Origin of the sequence: Stenotrophomonas sp. NPDC077461 (assembly GCF_049545475.1) — a bacterium.
Classification (GTDB): domain Bacteria; phylum Pseudomonadota; class Gammaproteobacteria; order Xanthomonadales; family Xanthomonadaceae; genus Stenotrophomonas; species Stenotrophomonas nematodicola.
Map to the genome: position 1 here is coordinate 78,529 of NZ_JBMWDO010000002.1, position 18,027 is coordinate 96,555.

Below are 18,027 nucleotides of genomic sequence, written 5' to 3' on the forward strand. Positions count from 1 at the left end.
CGTTAGGCAAGGCCGGGACGTCCGGCGACTTCCGGAGTGACGATGCAGGCTGCAAAACGCTGGGAACAGGGGCTGGGGGCGGCGGCCGCGGCGGTATTCGTGCTGGCGGCGACGGGGTTCGCGCTGGCCCTGCCCGCGTTCGATCCGATGCGCCATCCGTTGGCCCTGCTCGGTGCCTTGGGGGTGCCGCACGGGCGTGCCTTCAGCCTGGTGACCCTGCTGCTGCCGGGCCTGCTGGCAGCCGGGGTGGCGTTCTGCCTGCTGCTGCGCGTGCCGCGCACCGCGCCGTGGCCGCTGCGGGTGGGGGTGCAGATGCTGATGCTGGCCGCGTTGGCCTTCGCCGCGATGGGGCTGCTGCCGCTGGATGCCGACGACATCGACAGCATGGCCAGCCGTTACCACGCCAGCGCGTGGATGGTGTGGGTGCTGGCCTTCGTGCCGGGCGCGCTGATGACCGCCGGGGGCGCCTGGTCGCTTTCCGGCTGGCGCCGTGCGGCCCAGCTGCACCTGGCCGGTGGGACGACGGTGCTGCTGGCCGCGTTCGTGCTGCCCGCGCTGCTGCCGGGCCCGCTGGCCCAGCTGCTGGCGTTCGGCGGCTGGCTGGTCTGGCTGGCGGCCGCACTGCCGCTGGCCCCTGCGGCGCTGCGGCCCTGAGCGCATCCCGCGCTGCGCACGTCGTTGCCGTTTCCGCTCAATCTCCTGACAATTCAACGAGATGACCTTTTCGGCGAGGGCAGATGATCGTGCCGATTGGAGCCCTTTGCCGCACTGCGGTACCCTGTGCCGCTTTGCCGCCGCATCCGTGTTTCCATGACCAGCGTCGAACCCAACGTCTACGACCCGCAGCAGGTTGAATCCGTCGCCCAGAAATTCTGGGACGCCACCCGTGCCTTCGAGGTCAACGAGTCTTCGGACAAGCCGAAGTTCTACTGTCTGTCGATGCTGCCGTACCCGTCCGGTGCGCTGCACATGGGCCATGTGCGCAACTACACGATCGGTGACGTGATCAGCCGCTACAAGCGGATGACCGGCCACAACGTGCTGCAGCCGATGGGCTGGGATGCGTTCGGCCTGCCGGCCGAGAACGCGGCGATCAAGAACAAGACGGCGCCGGCCAAGTGGACCTACGCCAACATCGGCCACATGCGCAGCCAGCTCAAATCGCTGGGCTATGCGATCGACTGGTCGCGCGAATTCGCCACCTGCACGCCCGAGTACTACGTGCACGAACAGCGCATGTTCACCCGTCTGATGCGCAAGGGCCTGGCCTACCGCCGCAACGCGGTGGTGAACTGGGACCCGATCGACCAGACCGTGCTGGCCAACGAACAGGTCATCGACGGGCGAGGCTGGCGCTCCGGTGCCTTGGTGGAGAAGCGCGAGATTCCGCAGTGGTTCCTGCGCATCACCGATTACGCCCAGGAACTGCTGGACGGCCTGGATGAGCTGCCGGGCTGGCCGGAGTCGGTCAAGACCATGCAGCGCAACTGGATCGGCCGCTCCGAAGGGCTGGAAATCCAGTTCGACGTGCGCGACGTGGACGGCAGCGCGCTGGACCCGCTGCGGGTGTTCACCACGCGCCCGGACACGGTGATGGGCGTGACCTTTGTGTCGATCGCCGGCGAACATCCGCTGGCCCAGCACGCGGCGAAGTCGAACCCGGCGCTGGCCGCACTGCTGGCCGAAATGAAGCAGGGTGGCGTCTCCGAGGCCGAACTGGAAACCCAGGAGAAGCGCGGCATGGATACCGGCCTGCGCGCCGTGCATCCGGTCACCGGGGCCCAGGTCCCGGTGTGGGTCGCCAATTTCGTGCTGATGGGCTATGGCACCGGCGCGGTGATGGCCGTACCGGGCCATGACCAGCGCGACAATGAATTTGCCAACAAGTACAACCTGCCGATCCGCCAGGTCATCGCGCTGAAGTCGCCGCGCAAGGACGAGGGCGCCTACGACGCGACGCGTTGGCAGGACTGGTACGGCGACAAGACCCGCGAGACCGAACTGATCAACTCCGACGAGTTCGACGGCCTGGATTTCCAGGGCGCCTTCGAGGCGCTGGCCGAACGGTTCGAGCGCAAGGCCCAGGGCCAGCGCCGCGTGAACTACCGCCTGCGCGACTGGGGCGTGAGCCGCCAGCGCTACTGGGGGTGCCCGATTCCGGTGATCTACTGCCCCAAGTGCGGTGCGTTGCCGGTGCCGGAAGAACAGCTGCCGGTGGTGCTGCCTGAAGACGTCAGCTTCGTCGGCACCGGTTCGCCGATCAAGGCCGATCCGGAATGGCGCAAGACCACCTGCCCCGACTGCGGCGGCGCGGCCGAGCGCGAGACCGACACCTTCGACACCTTCATGGAGTCGAGCTGGTACTACGCCCGTTACACCTCGCCGGGCGCCCGCGATGCGGTGGACAAGCGCGGCAACTACTGGCTGCCGGTGGACCAGTACATCGGTGGCATCGAACACGCGATCCTGCACCTGATGTACTTCCGCTTCTTCCACAAGCTGCTGCGTGATGCGCGCATGGTGGACAGCAACGAGCCGGCGCAGAACCTGCTGTGCCAGGGCATGGTGATCGCCGAGTCCTACTACCGCTGGAACGCGGAGAATCCGAAGGACAAGGACTGGATCAATCCGGCCGACGTGAACGTACAGCGCGATGAGCGCGGCCGCATCACCGGCGCCACGCTGATCGCCGACGGCCTGCCGGTGGAGATCGGCGGCACCGAGAAGATGTCCAAGTCCAAGAACAACGGCGTGGACCCGCAGGCGATGGTCAGCAAGTACGGCGCCGACACGGTGCGCCTGTTCTCGATGTTCGCCGCCCCGCCGGAACAGTCGCTGGAATGGAACGAAGCCGGCGTGGATGGCATGGCCCGCTTCCTGCGCCGCCTGTGGGCGCAGGTGCAGAAGCATGCGGCCGACGGCCAGGCACCGGCGCTGGATGCGGCCGCGCTGAACGCCGAGCAGAAGGCGCTGCGTCGCAAGACCCACGAAACCATCGGCAAGGTTGGCGACGACTACGGCCGCCGCCACAGCTTCAACACCGCCATCGCCGCGGTGATGGAACTGATGAACGCGCTGGCCAGGTTCGATGATGTTTCCGCACAGGGCCGTGCGGTCCGCCAGGAAGCACTGCAGGCGGCCGTGCTGCTGCTCAACCCGATCACTCCGCATGCCAGCCATGCGCTGTGGCAGGTGCTGGGCAACGCCGAGACGCTGCTGGAAGACCAGGCGTTCCCGCAGGTCGATGCCGGTGCACTGGTGCGTGATGCGGTGACGTTGGCGGTGCAGGTCAACGGCAAGCTGCGTGGCACCATCGAAGTGGCCGCCGATGCAACGCGTGACCAGATCGAGGCGTTGGGTCTGGCCGAGCCGAATGCGGCCAAGTTCCTCGACGGCCTGACCGTGCGCAAGATCATCATCGTGCCCGGCAAGATCGTGAACATCGTGGCCGCCTGAGGGCGGTCACGAACCCTGCCTCCGGTCTCAACCGACGTTCACGCGGCATCGGGCATCTTCTATGCCTGTTGCCGCGCCCGCCCGGCTCCCCCAGACTGTGCCCATGACCCGATTCCTGCTTGCCCTCGTTCTGACCACCACCCTTGCCGGCTGTGGCTTCCATCTGCGCAACAAGCTGATGCTGCCGGCCGATGCGGCGGCGGTGAAGGTGGTTTCCACTGCCCCGTACAGCGAGCTGGCCAAGCTGCTCCGTCGCGGGCTGCAGTCTTCCGGCGCGGTGGTCGCCGATGCCGACAGTGTCGATGACAGCACCGACGGTGTGCCGGTGGCACAGCTGCAGGTGGTGTCCGAGCGTTGGGGCGACCTGCCGATCGCCATCGACGCGCAGGGCCGCGCCCAGGAATACAGCCTGCGCTACGCGGTGATTTTCGTGTTCCGCCGCGAAGACGGCAGCGTGCTGGTGCCGCAGCAGGTGATCGAACTGTCGCGCGACTACGTGTCGCCGCCCACCGACGCCACCGGTACGACCACCGAGCGCGAGATCCTCGCCGATGAACTGCGCCGGGAGATGTCCGCGTCGATCCTGCGCCGCATCGACAGCGTGGTGCGTGCCGAGATGGAACACGGCCGACTGTCGGCCAAGCCGGGTGAACCGGCGGCGACGCCGGCCCAGCCGGTCGATCCGCCGCAGGGCAACTGACCCGGTCCGCACGGACCGGGCACCGGCATGGAACTGCGCCCCGAACAGCTTGCCAGCCAGCCGGCCAGCCAGGCCCTGCTGCCGGTGTATCTGATTGCCGGGCCGGAAACCCTGCGTGTGCTGGAGGCGGCTGATGCGGTACGCGCCCGTGCGCGGCGGGACGGCATCAGCGAACGTGAGGTGTTTGACGCCGACGGCCGCGATTTCGACTGGAACCAGCTCGATGCGACGTTCAATGCGCCGAGCCTGTTCAGTGCCAGGCGCCTGGTGGAGCTGCGCCTGCCCAGCGGCAAGCCGGGCAAGGACGGCGCGGAAGTGATCAGCCAGTTCTGTGCCAACCCCGCGCCGGACGTGATCCTGCTGATCACCTGCAATGACTGGAGCAAGGCCCACCAGGGCAAGTGGGCCGAGGCGGTGGGCCGCGTCGGCGTGCTGTCCGTGGCCTGGGCGATCAAACCCCACGAGCTGCCCGACTGGATCGAGCGCCGCCTGCGCCAGCACGGCCTGCGCGCCGATCCGCCGGCCGTGCAGCGGCTGGCCGAGCGGGTGGAAGGCAATCTGCTGGCGGCCGCGCAGGAAATCGACAAGCTCGCGCTGCTCGCCAAGGGCCAGACCCTGGACGTGGAGACGATGGAGTCGCTGGTGGCCGATGCCGCCCGCTATGACGTGTTCCGGCTGGTGGAAGCCACCTTCTCCGGGCAGCCAGCGGCGGTCCTGCGCATGCTCGCCGGCCTGCGCGGCGAAGGCGAAGCCGTGGCGGCGCTGACCCCGATCGTGATCCGCGAACTGCTGGCCACGGCCGGGCTGGCGCGGGTGCAGGCGCGGGGTGGCAACCTGGCCGCGGAAATGAAGAGCCGTGGCATCTGGGAGTCGCGCCAGGCGCCCTTCAAGCGTGCCTTGCAGCGCCACCCCGAGCCCAAGCGCTGGGAGCGGTTTGTGGCCGAGGCCGGGTTGGTGGACCGCATCGCCAAGGGACGCGCCGACGGCGACGCCTGGCTGGCGCTGGAGCGGCTGCTGCTGGCCGTGGCCGAGGCCCGCGCCGTGCGCCTGCTGGCGCGCGCCTGACCGATGCCGCTGCGCATCTATTACGGCGGCACGTTCGACCCGGTGCACCTGGGCCACCTGGCCATCGCACGGGCGGCACGCGACCAGCTGCAGGTGGCGGTTCGCCTGCTGCCGGCGGCCGATCCGCCGCACCGGGCCGTACCGGGCGCGTTGGCGGCCGATCGCGCCACGATGTTGGCCCTGGCGATCGACGGCGAGCCGGGACTGCTGCTGGACCGGCAGGAACTGGTGCGCGCCGAGCGCCTGCCTGGCGTGCCGTCCTACACCGTGGACACGTTGCGCGAACTGCGCGAGGTGTTGGGGCCGCAACGGCCGCTGGCATGGCTGGTGGGCGCCGACAGCCTGCTGGGGCTGCCGCAGTGGCACCAGTGGGAGGCCCTGTTCGGGCTGGCCCACTTCATTGTGGCCGATCGCCAGGGCAGCGCCCTGGACCGGGCCCTGCCGCCGGCCCTCGCGCAGGCCTTGCAGGGGCGCTGGACCCGACGCGAGCAGGACCTGCTGGAAACGCCCGGCGGCCGCGTGCTGCGGCTGGAGGCCCCGCTGCGGCCCGAGTCGGCCACCCGCGTGCGCGAGCAGATCCAGGCCGGAGGGCCGTGGCAGGCGCTGGTGCCGCCGGCGGTGGCCGGGTACATCGCCGACCGCGGCCTGTACGGCGCATCCCGGACGTGAATACGCGGGCGCCCATCGCCCCGTATAATCGGCCCCACATTTATCGAGTCTCCCCGCTTTGAGCAACCAACCCCAGCCCCAGACCATCAAGGTCCAACTGCCCAGCCCCGCACCGTCCAACGATCAGTTGCTGGAGTGCGTGCGCAAGGCCACCGAAGAACTGAAGGCCAAGGATCTCGTCGAGATCGACGTGATCGGCAAGTCCAGCGTCGCCGATTACATGGTGATCGCGTCGGGCACGTCCAGCCGCCATGTGAAGTCGATCGCCGATGAGGTGGTGAAGTTCGCCAAGCAGCTGGGCGTGATGCCGCTGGGCGTGGAAGGTGAGCGCGAAGCGGAGTGGGTGCTGGTCGACCTGGGCGACGTGATTGTCCACGTGATGCTGCCGCGCGTGCGCGAGTTCTATGCGCTGGAGCGCCTGTGGACGGTCGGCGACCAGCCGCCGAGCCTGCTCGACGACGCGGACGAAGAAGACGACTACGCCGCGCGCTGATGCCGCAGGTGTGGATCGGGACAACGGCGCCGAGGGCGCCGTTGTCGTTTTTGCGGCAGACCTGCCGCCAGCAGGAGCAGTGAGATGAAAGCCAGGTTGATCGCCACCGGAGAACGCGCGCCCGCCTGGGTCGCGCAGGGCTTTGCCGAGTACCAGAAACGGCTGTCGCACTGGCTGCCGTTCGAGCTGGTGGAGATCGAGCCAGGATTGCGTGGCAAGGGCCGCGACGCGCGCCGTGCAACGGAGGACGAGGGCAAGCGGGTGATCGCGGCCCTGCCGAAGAATGCCTATGTGGTGGCATTGGACGTGCCGGGCCGCCAGCTCAGCTCCGAGCAGCTGGCACAGCGTCTTGAGCACTGGCGCGGACAGGGCAGGGACATGGCGTTCCTGATCGGCGGGCCGGAAGGCCACTCGCCGGAGGTGTCCGCGCTGGCAGATGAAACCTGGTCGATCGGGCCGCTGACGCTGCCGCACATGCTGGTGCGCCTGGTGGTGGCCGAGCAGCTGTACCGCGCCGCGGCGATGCTGGCCAACCACCCGTATCATCGGGCGTGACATCGAGCGCGAGCGAATTGCGGAAAAACGGGTTACATCCTGCGAAAAACTGGTTACAATGCGCACCCCGCCCGAATAGCTCAGCCGGTTAGAGCACTTGACTGTTAATCAGGGGGTCGTTGGTTCGAGTCCAACTTCGGGCGCCAAGTTTTGAAAAGCCTCGCAGCGATGCGAGGTTTTTTTTTGCATCGCTGGTAGCGCCGACCGCGGGTCGGCTGGCTCCGTGCAGCGCGGCACTGATCGTGGTGGCGGATGCGCGCAGAGCAGCCGGGTAGGACCCGGCTCTGCGCGGGCGCCAACAAAAAGCCCGGGCAATGCCCGGGCTTTCTGCTCGCTACGTGCGGTGGATCAGTTGAAGGTGTACTTGGCGCCGACGGTGAAGTAACGGCCAACCGCGCCGCTGAAGTGCAGCGGGTTGTAGTTGACCGCGCCGTAGGTGCTCGGATCCAGCGGAGCGATCCTGTCGAACACGTTCTGCACCGAGGCGTTGAGTTCGAACGCTTCGGTCACGTTCCAGCGACCGGACAGGTCGAAGGTGGTGAACGAGGAGATCTTCTCGACCGGCGTACCGTCTTCGTAGAAGGCCAGGTACGAACCGCCGCGGGCATCCTTGTTGTCCAGGCTGGAGATGTAGTTGGCGACGCCGCTCACGCTCAAGTTGCCCTGCTTCCAGGTGGTGCCGAAGTTGATGCGGTCCTGCGGCGTGCCGATGCAGTTGGTCACATCGCAGTTGCCGTGGGTGCCCACGTAATCGACCGTGCTGCTGCCTTCGGTGCGCTCGAACTTGAGCACGTGGCTCCACTGCATGTCCAGCTCGAGCTGGCCCGGACCGAGGTCGAAGGTCTGGCGGATGTCGGTGTCGATACCACGCACACGCGACGAGTTGGCGTTCACGTAGGCGGTGTTGACGGCCAGGATCGTACCGGTGTTCGGCACCCCGTTGAGGTTGTTGCTGTCGCGCAGAACGTTGCCGGCGGCGATCGCGTCGGCGGTGCTGCCCTGGGCGATTTCGTTGGTGCGCTTGATTTCCCACGCATCGACGGTCAGCGAGGTGGTGGAGGTCGGCTGCAGCACGATGCCCACCGAGTAGCTCTTGGACTCCTCCGGCTTCAGGCCCGGGTTGGGACGGGTGATGATGGCGACCTGACGGGCGCCGCACTCGGCCGGATCGTTGCCGCTGGCGGCGCAGCGGGCCGGATCGCGGGCGTTGGAGAAGGCGGCCAGGCCACCGTCACCGTTTTCAGCCGGGTTGGGGGCACGGAAGCCTTCGGCGTAGCTGGCGCGCAGCGCCACCCAGTCGACCGGGGTCCACTTCACGCCCAGCTTCGGCGTTGCCTTGCCTTCGCCGCTTTCGTACTTGTCGTAGCGGACGGCGGCGGACAGTTCCAGCTGCTCCAGCACCGGTGCGGACAGTTCGACGTAGCCGGCGTACACGTTCTGGGTGCCGTCATAGGCCGAGTAGCCCAGGCCGATGATGTCGCCCACGTCGGTGTAGGTCTGCGGGGTCAGGCTGTTGCTGGTACGACGCCATTCGGTACCCAGGGCCAGGCCGAGCGGGCCGCCCTTGAGGTCCATCAGGCTGCGCGACACGGTGAAGTCGAACATGTCCAGGCTGGACTTGGCGCGGGCGCTGATGGTCGGGGAGATGAAGTCATACAGCGCCTGCGTGTTCTGCCCGGCGTTGTCGCCGATGCGCCACACGCCGCCGGCGCAGTTCGGGTCGCCCAGCGCACAGCGGACCGCGCTGTAACGCAGGAAGCCGGTGCGCTTGTTGGTCAGGTCGGTACCCGAATGCAGGTAGGCGGTGTCGTAGCTCCACTCACCCCAGTTGCCCTTGACGCCGACCAGGAAGCGGTTGAACTCGTTGGTGTTGTTGGTGACGCGCGGACCCACGTCCCAGGCCGAGTAGCGCAGGCGCGAGGCCTGGCCGGGAATCGGGTTGTCCGGGTGGGTGGGGCCGAGCACCGTGGCGCCCGGGCCGCTGTTGGCATTGACCGGGCCACCGGGATAGCCCCAGCCGCCGGACACGCCGGACGGCGTATTGGAGAACACGGTCTCCTTCTTGGAGTAGCCGATCTCGGTGTAGACCTCGCCGCCTTCGCCGAAGGCGAAGCTGGCACGGCCGAACACGTTGACGTACTTCTCTTCGGGGGTCAGGTCGCGGAACTGCTGCGCCGGATCCCACAGGCAGCCCTGGGCCTGGGCGGTGGCATCGGTCTGGCCGGGAATGGTGGTCAGGCCGGCGCAGCCGGGCAGGGCGACCAGATGGCCGGTGCTGTCGAACACCGAGCCGTTCGGGCCGGTGCCGCCGGCGGTGCCGCCGCTGAGGTAGGCGCCACCGAGGAACTGCGCATCGCCGGCATCGTAGCCCCAGCGGCGGATGTCGCCGGTGCCGATCCACTTGCGGTTCTTGCGGTCGCTGATCTTGATGGCGTCGGTCTTGCCCACGTCAAGGCTGAAGAACGCGTTCCAGCCATCGGTGGCCAGGTCGCCGGTACCGGCGGTCAGCGTGGCCTTCTTGGCATCGCCGTCGCTGTCGCCGGACAGGCCGTAGGACGCGCGCAGGATGGCGCCGTTGAAGTCGCTGCGCAGGATGATGTTGACCACGCCGGCGATGGCGTCCGACCCGTAGATGGCCGAGGCGCCGTCCTTGAGGACTTCGATGCGCTCCACCGCGTCCAGCGGGATGGTGCTCAGGTCGGTGAAGACCTTCTGGCCGTCATCGGCCAGGCCATAGGTGGCCATGCGGCGGCCATTCAACAGCACCAGCGTGGAGCCGGCGCCCAGGCCGCGCAGCGAGATGCCGGCGCCGCCGCCGGCAAAGCCGTTGCCGAAGGTCTTGGGGATGGAGCCGGCGCCGTCGGCGGTGAGCGTCTGCAGGTACTCGGCCACCGTGGTCTTGCCGGTGCGGTCGATTTCCTGGCGGGTCACCACCTGCACCGGGGAGGGGGTCTCGGTGTTGGTGCGCGGAATGTTGGAACCCGTGACCGTGATCCGGTCCAGGTTGGTGGCCTGCTCCTGGGCGAAGGCAGAAGAGCTGGCCAGTGCGCCCGCCAGCAGCAGCATGCTGCCGGTCAGGGAGGTGGAAATGGAATGGGCCAGAGTATTGCGGCGGCTGCTGTCGAGCCGTTGGACCGGGTGTTTCACAGCTTCTCTCCTGACTGGAAAACCTACGATGGCGAAAGATCGGCACCGGAACGGCGGCCGACGGCGCCAATCTAGGTTTCCAGCAGGTGACGTAAGTGTGAAAAATTGCTTAACCCGCCACGCCGTCCGTCGGGAGATGGGCGGGGCGTCGTCCAGGCGCCCCGCCGTATGGACTTATCGGGGCAGCGAGAAGTCCACCGGCACCAGGCCGTCGGCAACCACCGCCTGGCCGTCACGCATGGCCGGGACGAAGCGCCAGTGGCGCAGTACCTGCAGGCGGGCGGCGCTGTCCAGGGTGCGCGAGCCGCTGCTGCGCTCGATCGTCACCTCGCTGGGGCGGCCGTCGGTACCCACCCGGACCCGCAGCAGCACCGTGCCCTGCTGACCGTCGCGAATGGCCTGGATCGGATAGGCCGGTGGCGGCGCGCTGCGGTACTGCAGTTGCACGCCCCGCGCGGGCGGCCCGCCGCTGACGGCGGTGGACGGCTCCAGCGAGGGCATGGCCGGCTCGCTGGCCGGCAGCGGCGGCACGGCCAGGCGATCGTCGGCGCTGGCGGTCGGCGGGGCCTGCGGCGGCGCGACCCGTGGCGTCGGGACCGCCGGGGCGGGCTTCGGCGGCGTCGGGTCGACGGTCACGATGTCCGGTGGCGGCACCGGCGGGGTGGGCGTGGCGGTCATCCAGCGCACGGACAGGCGGTCGCGCTGGGCAGGCGCGGCCACGTACGCGGCCGGAATCAGCAGCAGCATCAAGGCCAGCACGTGCAGGGCCAGCGCCGTGCTCCAACCGAGCACGCGGGAAACATCGAGTTGCAGGGGCATCACGGGGGGCTGCGTACGGACCATGCTCCACTCTCCTTGCCAGATGTGCGGGAACATCAACGTGCCAGCGCGGCCTGCGGGGTTGAGAGGAGGCCGCGCAATGACAGCAATACCGGAGCAGGGCATGCCCCGGAAGCCATGCGCGGGGGAGCCGTTTCACTGGCGCTCAGGAACCGGCGCCGGACAGGACGACGGCGCCCTGGGGCGCCGTCGTGGGAACCGCGTGGCGGCAGGCTCAGCGACCGAGGTCGAAGACCACGTCCAGGTTGACCGAGACGGTCGATTCGCCCGGCGAGACAGGGGTGGCGACGTCGGCGGCCATCGGCGCAGCGGCTGCACGCATCATCACCGGGCGGAAGTTGCCGCCACCGCTTTCAGAGATGCTGACAATGCGGCGCACGCGCAGGCCGAGCGACTTGGCATAGGTCTCGGCGCGGGCCTGGGCCTTCTTCAGTGCGGCCAGGCGGGCCTCGTCGTACACCGGCTCGGGCTGGTCGATCTCGAACTGCGGGCCGTTGATCTGGTTGGCGCCCTGCGCGGCCAGTGCATCGAGCACCTTGCCGAGCTTGGCGATGTCGCGGACCTTCAGGCTGACCGTGTTGCTGGCCTGGTAGCCGGTGATCTTCGGCGCTTCATTGTCCGCATAGCGGTACTGCGGGCTGAGGTTGACGCCGCTGGTCTGCACGTCGCGCTCGGCGATGCCGGCGGCCTTGATCGCCGCCAGCACCTTGACCATCTGTTCGGCGTTCTGTCGCATGGCGGTGTTGCCATCGACGGCCTGGGTGACCACGCCGGCCGAGAGCGTGGCCACGTCGGGCACGCGCCGGGCCTCGGCGTTGGCCGAGATATTGAGCAGGGTGCCGTCGGCTGCGACGGCAACGGCGGGCTGGGACTGGGCGTGTGCGGTCATCGAGGTTCCCAGGGCAAGGGACAGGGCAAGCAGCAGGGGGGACAACGAATGGCGGCGCATGTACATCTCCTTGTGAAGGCGTTGAGGTTGGTGTCGGGGCGATGAACGTGTCGTGAGCTTTGCCGGGGTCGATCACGTTTCGACACGGTTGCTCGCGATTCAGACAGTAGCCACAGGTTATGCTTCCGCGATGTTTTATCTTGCCTCCCGATCTCCCCGACGCAACCAGCTGCTCGCGCGCCTGGACCGGCCCTTCCGCGCGCTGGACCTGGACGTGCCTGAAATCCGCGGCCCCGCCGAATCGGCCACCGACTACGTGCAGCGCGTGGCGGCCGACAAGGCGCGCGCGGGTCTGGCGCTGGTCGCCGACGACGCGCAGGCCGTGGTGCTTGGCTCGGATACCGAGGTGGTGCTCGACGGCCGCGTGTTCGGCAAGCCGGCCGATGCCGTCGATGCCCGCGCGATGCTGCGCGCCCTGTCCGGGCGTACCCATCAGGTGATGACCGCGGTGGCGCTGGCCGCGGCCGGGCGCCACGACAGTGTCCTGGTGGTGTCGGAGGTGAGTTTCATCGACATCGGCGACGACGCGATCGCAGCCTATGTGGCCAGCGGCGAGCCGATGGGCAAGGCCGGCGCCTATGCCATCCAGGGCGGCGCCGAACGATACATCCGCCATCTGGCGGGAAGCTATTCGGGTGTGATGGGATTGCCCCTGCAACAGACCGAGCAGTTGCTGCAGGCGTTTGGCGTTCCGCCCGCTGCTTCCACCACGCCAACGGAGGGTGTCGTCCATGTCTGAAGAAATCCTGGTCAATGTCACCCCGCGCGAAACGCGCGTCGCCGTCATCGAGAACGGCATGCTGCAGGAACTGCACATCGAGCGCGGCTGGCGTCGTGGCGTGGTCGGCAACATCTACAAGGGCAAGGTGCAGCGGGTGATGCCGGGCATGCAGGCGGCGTTCGTCGAGGTCGGGCTGGAGCGCGCCGCGTTCCTGCACGCCAACGATGTGATCCGGCCCGCCCCGGTGGCCAGCGCCGATACCGAAGGCACCACGCTGCCGCCGCCGTCGTCGGTGCCGATCGTGGAACTGCTGCGTGACGGCCAGGACATCGTGGTGCAGGTGGTCAAGGACCCGATCGGCACCAAGGGGGCGCGCCTGACCACCCAGATCAGCATTCCCTCGCGCTACATGGTGCTGCTGCCGCAGTCCAAGGTGGTCGGGGTCTCGGCCCGGATCGAGGACGAGGCCGAACGGGCCCGTCTGAAGAGCCTGGTGACCGAGCTGTCGGCCCAGCACGGCGGCTACGGCTACATCGTGCGCACCAACGCCGAGGGCCAGCCCGCTGAAGCCATCGCCGAGGACGTGGCCTATCTGTCGCGGGTGTGGAACGTGGTCGAGCGGCGCGGCCGCGATGCCGCGCCCTGCAGCGTGATCTACGAAGACCTGAGCCTGCCGCTGCGCTCGGTGCGCGACCTGATCCGCAAGGACGTGGACAAGGTCAAGGTGGACTCCAAGGAGACCTTCGCCCAGCTGCAGGCCTTCGTGGCCAAGTACATGCCGGTGCTGGCCGAGAAGCTGGAGCTGTACAGCGGCGACCGGCCGATCTTCGACATGTTCGGGGTCGAGGACGAGATCGGTCGCGCGCTCGACAAGCAGGTGCCGCTCAAGTCGGGCGGGTATCTGGTGATCGACCAGACCGAGGCGATGACCACCATCGATGTGAACACCGGTTCGTTCCTGGGCCAGCGCAACCTCGAGGAGACGGTGTTCCGCACCAACCTGGAGGCGGCACAGGCCGTGGCGCGCCAGCTGCGGCTGCGCAACCTGGGCGGCATCATCATCATCGACTTCATCGACATGGACGATGCCGAGCACCGCCGCCAGGTGCTCCGCACCCTGGAGAAGGCACTGGCCCGCGACCATGCCAAAACCACCGTGTACGAGTTCTCGCCACTGGGCCTGGTGGAGATGACCCGCAAGCGCACCGTGGAAAGTCTGGAGCGGCAGCTGTCCGAGCCCTGCCCGGAATGCAGCGGCCGCGGCTCGATCAAGACCGCCGAAACGGTCACCTACGAGATCTTCCGCGAGATCACCCGGGCCGTGCGCCAGTTCGATGCCGCGCGGCTGCTGGTGATCGCCTCGACCAAGGTCGTGGCGCGCATCACTGACGAGGAATCCTCGGCGGTGGCAGAGCTGGAGGAATTCCTGGGCAAGTCGATCCGCTTCCAGGCCGACGAGCAGTATCTGCAGGAGCAGTTCGATGTCGTGCTGCTCTGACCGTCATCCGCCTGCGCCGCGCGGCGCGGGCGTCCACGCGTTGCGATGAGTACGCCGCTTCGACTGCGACTGCGAAGGATTCGCCGCCATGCTGTGTATGCCGTGGCGATCGTATTGGTCTGCGTGGCGGTGCTGGTGGGCACCGTCAGTCAGCTGCTGCCCCTGGCCGAGCGGCACCCGGACAAAGTGGCGGCCTGGCTGAGCGCGCGCGCCGGTCAGCCGGTCCGGTTCGATGGGCTGGACACCGCCTGGACCCGGCGCGGCCCGCTGCTGCAGCTCAAGGGCCTGCGCATCGGGGCCGGCGAGGGGCTGCGCATCGGCGAAGCCGAGGTGCTGGTGTCGATGTATGCCGGCCTGCTGCCGGGCCACTCGTTGACCGAGCTGCGCCTGCGCGGCGTGGCGCTGGTGCTGCAGCGTGCCGCCGACGGGCGCTGGTCGGTGCGCGGCCTGCCGCAGGCTGGCGGCGGCGATCCACTGGACACGTTGCGACGCCTCGGCGAACTGCAGGTGATCGGCGGCCGGTTGAGCGTGGATGCGCCGTCGATCGGCCTGCAGGCCGAACTGCCACGCATCGACCTGCGCCTGCGCGTGAACGGCCAGCGGCTGCGGGTGGGCGCCCGCGCCTGGGCCGACCCGGCCGCGCAGCCGCTGACCGCCGTGGTGGATTTCGACCGCCACCACGGCGACGGGCAGGCCTGGCTGGCGGCTGATCCTGCGGATTTCCGCGCCTGGTCCGGTCTGCTCAAGGCGGGTGGCGTGTCGCTGCAGCAGGGCACCGGTGAGTTCAATGCCTGGGTGGACCTGCGCGACAACAAAGTAGTGATGGTGACCTCCGATGCCGACCTGCAGGGCGTGCGCCTGCGCGGCGCACCGCTGGCCGACGGTACCCGCCCGCAGCTGGCCCTGGATACCCTGCAGCTGCGCGCCCGCTGGCGCTGGGTGAAGGGGGGCTGGCGGGCGGATGCGCCGCGGTTGCGGATCGGCATGGAAGGCCGGACCCAGCAGCTGGATGGCCTGCTGATCGCCGGCGGCCAGCAGTTCGCGCTGTCCGGCGACAACCTCGATGCCACCGCACTGCTGCGTGGCCTGGCGCTGAGCGACCGCATCGACCCGGGTCTGCGCGGCTGGCTGCACGCCGCCGCGCCGCAGGTGCGGATGAGCCGTGTGCGGGTGGCCGGGGAGCAGGGCGGTCGGCTGTCGATCGAGGGTGAACTGGATGAGATCCGCTTCGCGCCGGCCGGGCATTCCCCGGGCCTGAGCGGCGTGGGCGGCCACGTTACCGGTGACGCCGATGGGTTCGCGCTGGACCTGGTGCCGTCACGGGTGATGCATTTCGACTGGCCGACCGGTTTCGGCCAGCGCCATGACGTGCGTCTGGCCGGACGCATGGTCGCCTGGCGCGACGAGGCCGGCGGCTGGCGGATCGGCACTCCGGCACTGCGCGTGCAGGGCACCGACTATGCCGCCGATGTGCGCGGTGGGGTGTGGTTCCAGGGCGATGGCACGCGCCCGTGGCTGCAGTTGGCGGCGAAGATCGATGACGTGCCGATGACCACCGCCAAGCGCTTCTGGATCCATTCCAGGATGAGCAAGGGCGCCACTGACTGGCTCGACGCCGCGCTGGTGTCCGGGCAGGTACGCGGCGGCGTGGGGCTGGTCACCGGCGACCTGGAGGACTGGCCGTTCGACCACAACAACGGACGGTTCGAGGCGACCGGCCACATCGACAACGGCAGCATCCGTTTCCAGCACGACTGGCCGACGATGGACAAGGTCAACGCCGGCATCGCCTTCATCGGCCCCGGCTTCGAGCTGCACGGCAGTGGCGACCTGGCCGGGGTGGCGGTGAACCACTTCGATGCCGGCATTGCCGATTTCGGCCAGACCGGCCTGTACGTAAAGGCGACCACCCGCAGTGATGCCGGCGCGCTGCTGGCCATGCTGCGCCGCAGCCCGCTGCAGGCCACTTACGGCGACACCCTGGACAACCTCACCGCCAAGGGACCGGCCGCGGTCACCTTCGACCTGCTGCAGCCGCTGCACCACGGCGACCCCGGTGGGCACCTGCAGGGCACCGTCGAGCTGGACGGTGCCAGTCTGTCGGACAAGCGCTTCGAGCTGGCCTTCGATGCCATGCGCGGGCAGGCGCGCTACGGGCGCGGCGGCTTCGACGCCAACCTGCTGTCGGTGCGCCACCTCGGCCAGGACGGCGTACTCAGCCTGCGCGCCGGCGATTATGTGCAGGACCCCCAGAAAGCCTTCGAATCCGAACTGACCGCCTCGCTCGACGCCGGCGGCCTGCTCGACCGCGCGCCGGAGCTGAACTGGCTCAAGCCCTATATCCACGGAACGTCGCGCTGGACCATCGGCGTGACCCTGCCCAAGGTCGCCGCCGGCAGCAGAACGCCGGCACCGACCGAGCTTCGTCTGCATTCGGACCTGGTCGGCACGCGCCTGGAGCTGCCGGCGCCGCTGGACAAGCCGGCCGACGTGCCGCTGGCCACCTCGGTGGCAGCGCAGTTGCCGATGGGCAGTGGCCGGGTGGATGTGGCGTTCGGCCAGCGCCTGGCCCTGGCCGCGCGCATGCACAACAACCAGACCGGCGTGCAGGTCACCCTCGGCAGTGGCCAGGTCGATCGCGAGCCGCCGGCCAGCGGCCTGGTGGTCAATGGCCGCAGCGGCTCGCTGGATGCGCTGGAGTGGATCGGCCTGGCGCGCTCGCCGGGCGGCGACGACGGCAAGGACCCGATGCCGCTGCGGCATGTGGATGTGCAGGTCGGCCAGCTGCTGCTGGCCGGTGGCGTGTTCCAGCAGACCCGTCTGCAGCTGCGCCCCACCGGCAACAGCGTGGACGTGCGCCTGGACGGGCCCTCGCTGGCCGGCCGCCTGGATGTCCCCAATGCCGATGGCGGCACCATCTCCGGCACGCTCAGCCGCGTGCATTGGCAGTCGCTGCCGACGCCGGTCAAGGCGCCGGGCGATGGCGCGCCGATCGTGCTGCCCAGCGACGCGCTGCTGGCGGCACGGGTGCAGGCCAGCGCCAACGACACCGACCCGGCCAGGATTCCGCCGCTGTCGCTGGACATCGACGACCTGCAGTTCGGCAAGGCCACGCTGGGCAAGGCGGTGCTGCGGACCCGCCCGATGGCCAATGGCCTGAGCGTGGATCAGCTGCAGTTCCGCTCGCCCAAGCAGGCCATCGATGTCCGTGGGCGCTGGATGGGCATGGGCGCGGCCGCCCGTACCCAGCTCACGGTGGACGTGAAGAGCGAGGATCTGGGGGGCTTGATGAAGAACCTGGATTACGGCGGCCAGCTGCGCGGTGGCCAGGGCCAGCTGCAGCTGCAGGCCGGCTGGCCGGGCGGTCCGTCGGACTTCCAGCTGGGCGCGCTGGAAGGGCGCCTGGACGTGCATGCCCGCAATGGTCAGCTGCTGGAGCTGGAGCCCGGCGCCGGACGCGTACTGGGCCTGCTCAGCGTGACACAGCTGCCGCGCCGGTTGATGTTCGATTTCCGCGACTTCTTCTCCAAGGGATTCGCCTTCAACCAGGTCGAAGGCACGCTGGCATTCGCCGGCGGCATGGCCACCACCGACAAGGTGCTGATCGAAGGGCCGGCGGCCAACATCAGCATCCGCGGCCAGACGGACCTGCGCCGCCAGCAGTTCGACCAGACGATCGACGTGAATCCGCGTGCCGGCAACCTGCTGACCGTGGTCGGCGCGGTCGCCGGTGGCCCGGTCGGCGCCGCCGTGGGCGCCGCCGCCAACGCGGTGCTGTCCAAGCCGCTGGGCGAAATCGGCGCCAAAACCTATCGTGTGACCGGCCCCTGGGCCGAACCCAAGGTCGAAGTGATCGACCGCGACGATGCGCCCAAGCCGGCCCCGGCCCCTGCCCGCCCGACCCCGCGCTGACCCTTTTCCCGCGCCCGGGTTG

The 18,027-nt window shown here is 68.9% G+C and carries 13 protein-coding genes and 1 tRNA gene; 11 read left to right on the forward strand and 3 right to left on the reverse strand.

Annotation, left to right across the window (positions count from 1 at the left end; translation table 11 throughout):
• The first annotated feature begins 42 nt into the window (after positions 1 to 42).
• From ACPEH8_RS04955 to ACPEH8_RS04990, 8 genes are all read left to right on the forward strand, one after another.
• Positions 43 to 654, forward strand: a complete 612-nt coding sequence (locus ACPEH8_RS04955; protein WP_136003151.1) for a DUF998 domain-containing protein — start codon at positions 43 to 45, stop codon at positions 652 to 654.
• Positions 655 to 810: 156 nt separating this feature from the next.
• Complete coding sequence (leuS, locus tag ACPEH8_RS04960; RefSeq protein WP_017356012.1) at positions 811 to 3,456, forward strand: leucine--tRNA ligase; 2,646 nt, start codon at positions 811 to 813, stop codon at positions 3,454 to 3,456.
• A 103-nt stretch (positions 3,457 to 3,559) separates the two neighbouring features.
• On the forward strand, positions 3,560 to 4,156 hold the full coding sequence (lptE, locus tag ACPEH8_RS04965) for an LPS assembly lipoprotein LptE (RefSeq protein ID WP_017356013.1): 597 nt from the start codon (positions 3,560 to 3,562) through the stop codon (positions 4,154 to 4,156).
• A 27-nt stretch (positions 4,157 to 4,183) separates the two neighbouring features.
• On the forward strand, positions 4,184 to 5,221 hold the full coding sequence (holA, locus tag ACPEH8_RS04970; protein WP_136003152.1) for a DNA polymerase III subunit delta: 1,038 nt from the start codon (positions 4,184 to 4,186) through the stop codon (positions 5,219 to 5,221).
• Between the two features lie 3 nt (positions 5,222 to 5,224).
• Positions 5,225 to 5,890 carry a nicotinate-nucleotide adenylyltransferase gene (gene nadD / locus ACPEH8_RS04975; RefSeq protein ID WP_423666212.1) on the forward strand — a complete coding sequence of 222 codons (666 nt, stop codon included), beginning with the start codon at positions 5,225 to 5,227 and terminating at the stop codon, positions 5,888 to 5,890.
• A 58-nt stretch (positions 5,891 to 5,948) separates the two neighbouring features.
• Positions 5,949 to 6,383, forward strand: coding sequence for a ribosome silencing factor (gene rsfS / locus ACPEH8_RS04980; protein ID WP_136003154.1), 435 nt, complete (start codon positions 5,949 to 5,951; stop codon positions 6,381 to 6,383).
• Between the two features lie 84 nt (positions 6,384 to 6,467).
• The gene (rlmH, locus tag ACPEH8_RS04985; RefSeq protein ID WP_136003155.1) at positions 6,468 to 6,938 is read left to right on the forward strand and encodes a 23S rRNA (pseudouridine(1915)-N(3))-methyltransferase RlmH; all 471 of its coding nucleotides are present in this window, start codon (positions 6,468 to 6,470) and stop codon (positions 6,936 to 6,938) included.
• Positions 6,939 to 7,007: 69 nt separating this feature from the next.
• Positions 7,008 to 7,084: transfer RNA gene (locus tag ACPEH8_RS04990), tRNA-Asn, on the forward strand.
• 202 nt (positions 7,085 to 7,286) lie between these two features.
• Here ACPEH8_RS04990 and ACPEH8_RS04995 read toward each other — a convergent pair.
• The 3 genes from ACPEH8_RS04995 to ACPEH8_RS05005 all read right to left on the reverse strand — a co-directional run bounded on the left by ACPEH8_RS04995 (position 7,287) and on the right by ACPEH8_RS05005 (position 11,874).
• The gene (locus tag ACPEH8_RS04995; protein WP_423666214.1) at positions 7,287 to 10,085 is read right to left on the reverse strand and encodes a TonB-dependent receptor; all 2,799 of its coding nucleotides are present in this window, start codon (positions 10,083 to 10,085) and stop codon (positions 7,287 to 7,289) included.
• A 174-nt stretch (positions 10,086 to 10,259) separates the two neighbouring features.
• Positions 10,260 to 10,928: an energy transducer TonB gene (locus ACPEH8_RS05000; protein WP_153165204.1), complete on the reverse strand. Its 669-nt coding sequence runs from the start codon at positions 10,926 to 10,928 to the stop codon at positions 10,260 to 10,262.
• Between the two features lie 211 nt (positions 10,929 to 11,139).
• A complete protein-coding gene (locus ACPEH8_RS05005) occupies positions 11,140 to 11,874 on the reverse strand; it encodes an SIMPL domain-containing protein (protein ID WP_153165203.1) in 735 nt (244 codons plus the stop codon).
• A gap of 130 nt (positions 11,875 to 12,004) precedes the next feature.
• Between ACPEH8_RS05005 and ACPEH8_RS05010 the strand changes: the two genes are divergently transcribed.
• From ACPEH8_RS05010 to ACPEH8_RS05020, 3 genes are read left to right on the forward strand one after another with little or no spacing between them, the layout of a single operon-like run.
• A complete protein-coding gene (locus ACPEH8_RS05010) occupies positions 12,005 to 12,613 on the forward strand; it encodes a Maf family nucleotide pyrophosphatase (RefSeq protein WP_423666333.1) in 609 nt (202 codons plus the stop codon).
• The gene (gene rng / locus ACPEH8_RS05015; protein ID WP_136003158.1) at positions 12,606 to 14,093 is read left to right on the forward strand and encodes a ribonuclease G; all 1,488 of its coding nucleotides are present in this window, start codon (positions 12,606 to 12,608) and stop codon (positions 14,091 to 14,093) included. The genes ACPEH8_RS05010 and rng overlap by 8 nt, the downstream gene beginning before the upstream one ends.
• Before the next feature lie 45 nt (positions 14,094 to 14,138).
• Positions 14,139 to 18,005: a YhdP family protein gene (locus ACPEH8_RS05020; protein ID WP_312710541.1), complete on the forward strand. Its 3,867-nt coding sequence runs from the start codon at positions 14,139 to 14,141 to the stop codon at positions 18,003 to 18,005.
• Positions 18,006 to 18,027 lie beyond the last annotated feature (22 nt).

Bases quoted from the DNA above. Each gene is read 5' to 3' on its own strand.
- ACPEH8_RS04955 (WP_136003151.1), top strand. From the start codon at position 43: ATGCAGGCTGCAAAACGCTGGGAACAGGGGCTGGGGGCGGCGGCCGCG.
- leuS (WP_017356012.1), top strand. From the start codon at position 811: ATGACCAGCGTCGAACCCAACGTCTACGACCCGCAGCAGGTTGAATCC.
- lptE (WP_017356013.1), top strand. From the start codon at position 3,560: ATGACCCGATTCCTGCTTGCCCTCGTTCTGACCACCACCCTTGCCGGC.
- holA (WP_136003152.1), top strand. From the start codon at position 4,184: ATGGAACTGCGCCCCGAACAGCTTGCCAGCCAGCCGGCCAGCCAGGCC.
- nadD (WP_423666212.1), top strand. From the start codon at position 5,225: ATGCCGCTGCGCATCTATTACGGCGGCACGTTCGACCCGGTGCACCTG.
- rlmH (WP_136003155.1), top strand. From the start codon at position 6,468: ATGAAAGCCAGGTTGATCGCCACCGGAGAACGCGCGCCCGCCTGGGTC.
- ACPEH8_RS05000 (WP_153165204.1), bottom strand. From the start codon at position 10,928: ATGGTCCGTACGCAGCCCCCCGTGATGCCCCTGCAACTCGATGTTTCC.
- ACPEH8_RS05005 (WP_153165203.1), bottom strand. From the start codon at position 11,874: ATGCGCCGCCATTCGTTGTCCCCCCTGCTGCTTGCCCTGTCCCTTGCC.
- ACPEH8_RS05010 (WP_423666333.1), top strand. From the start codon at position 12,005: ATGTTTTATCTTGCCTCCCGATCTCCCCGACGCAACCAGCTGCTCGCG.
- rng (WP_136003158.1), top strand. From the start codon at position 12,606: ATGTCTGAAGAAATCCTGGTCAATGTCACCCCGCGCGAAACGCGCGTC.
- ACPEH8_RS05020 (WP_312710541.1), top strand. From the start codon at position 14,139: ATGAGTACGCCGCTTCGACTGCGACTGCGAAGGATTCGCCGCCATGCT.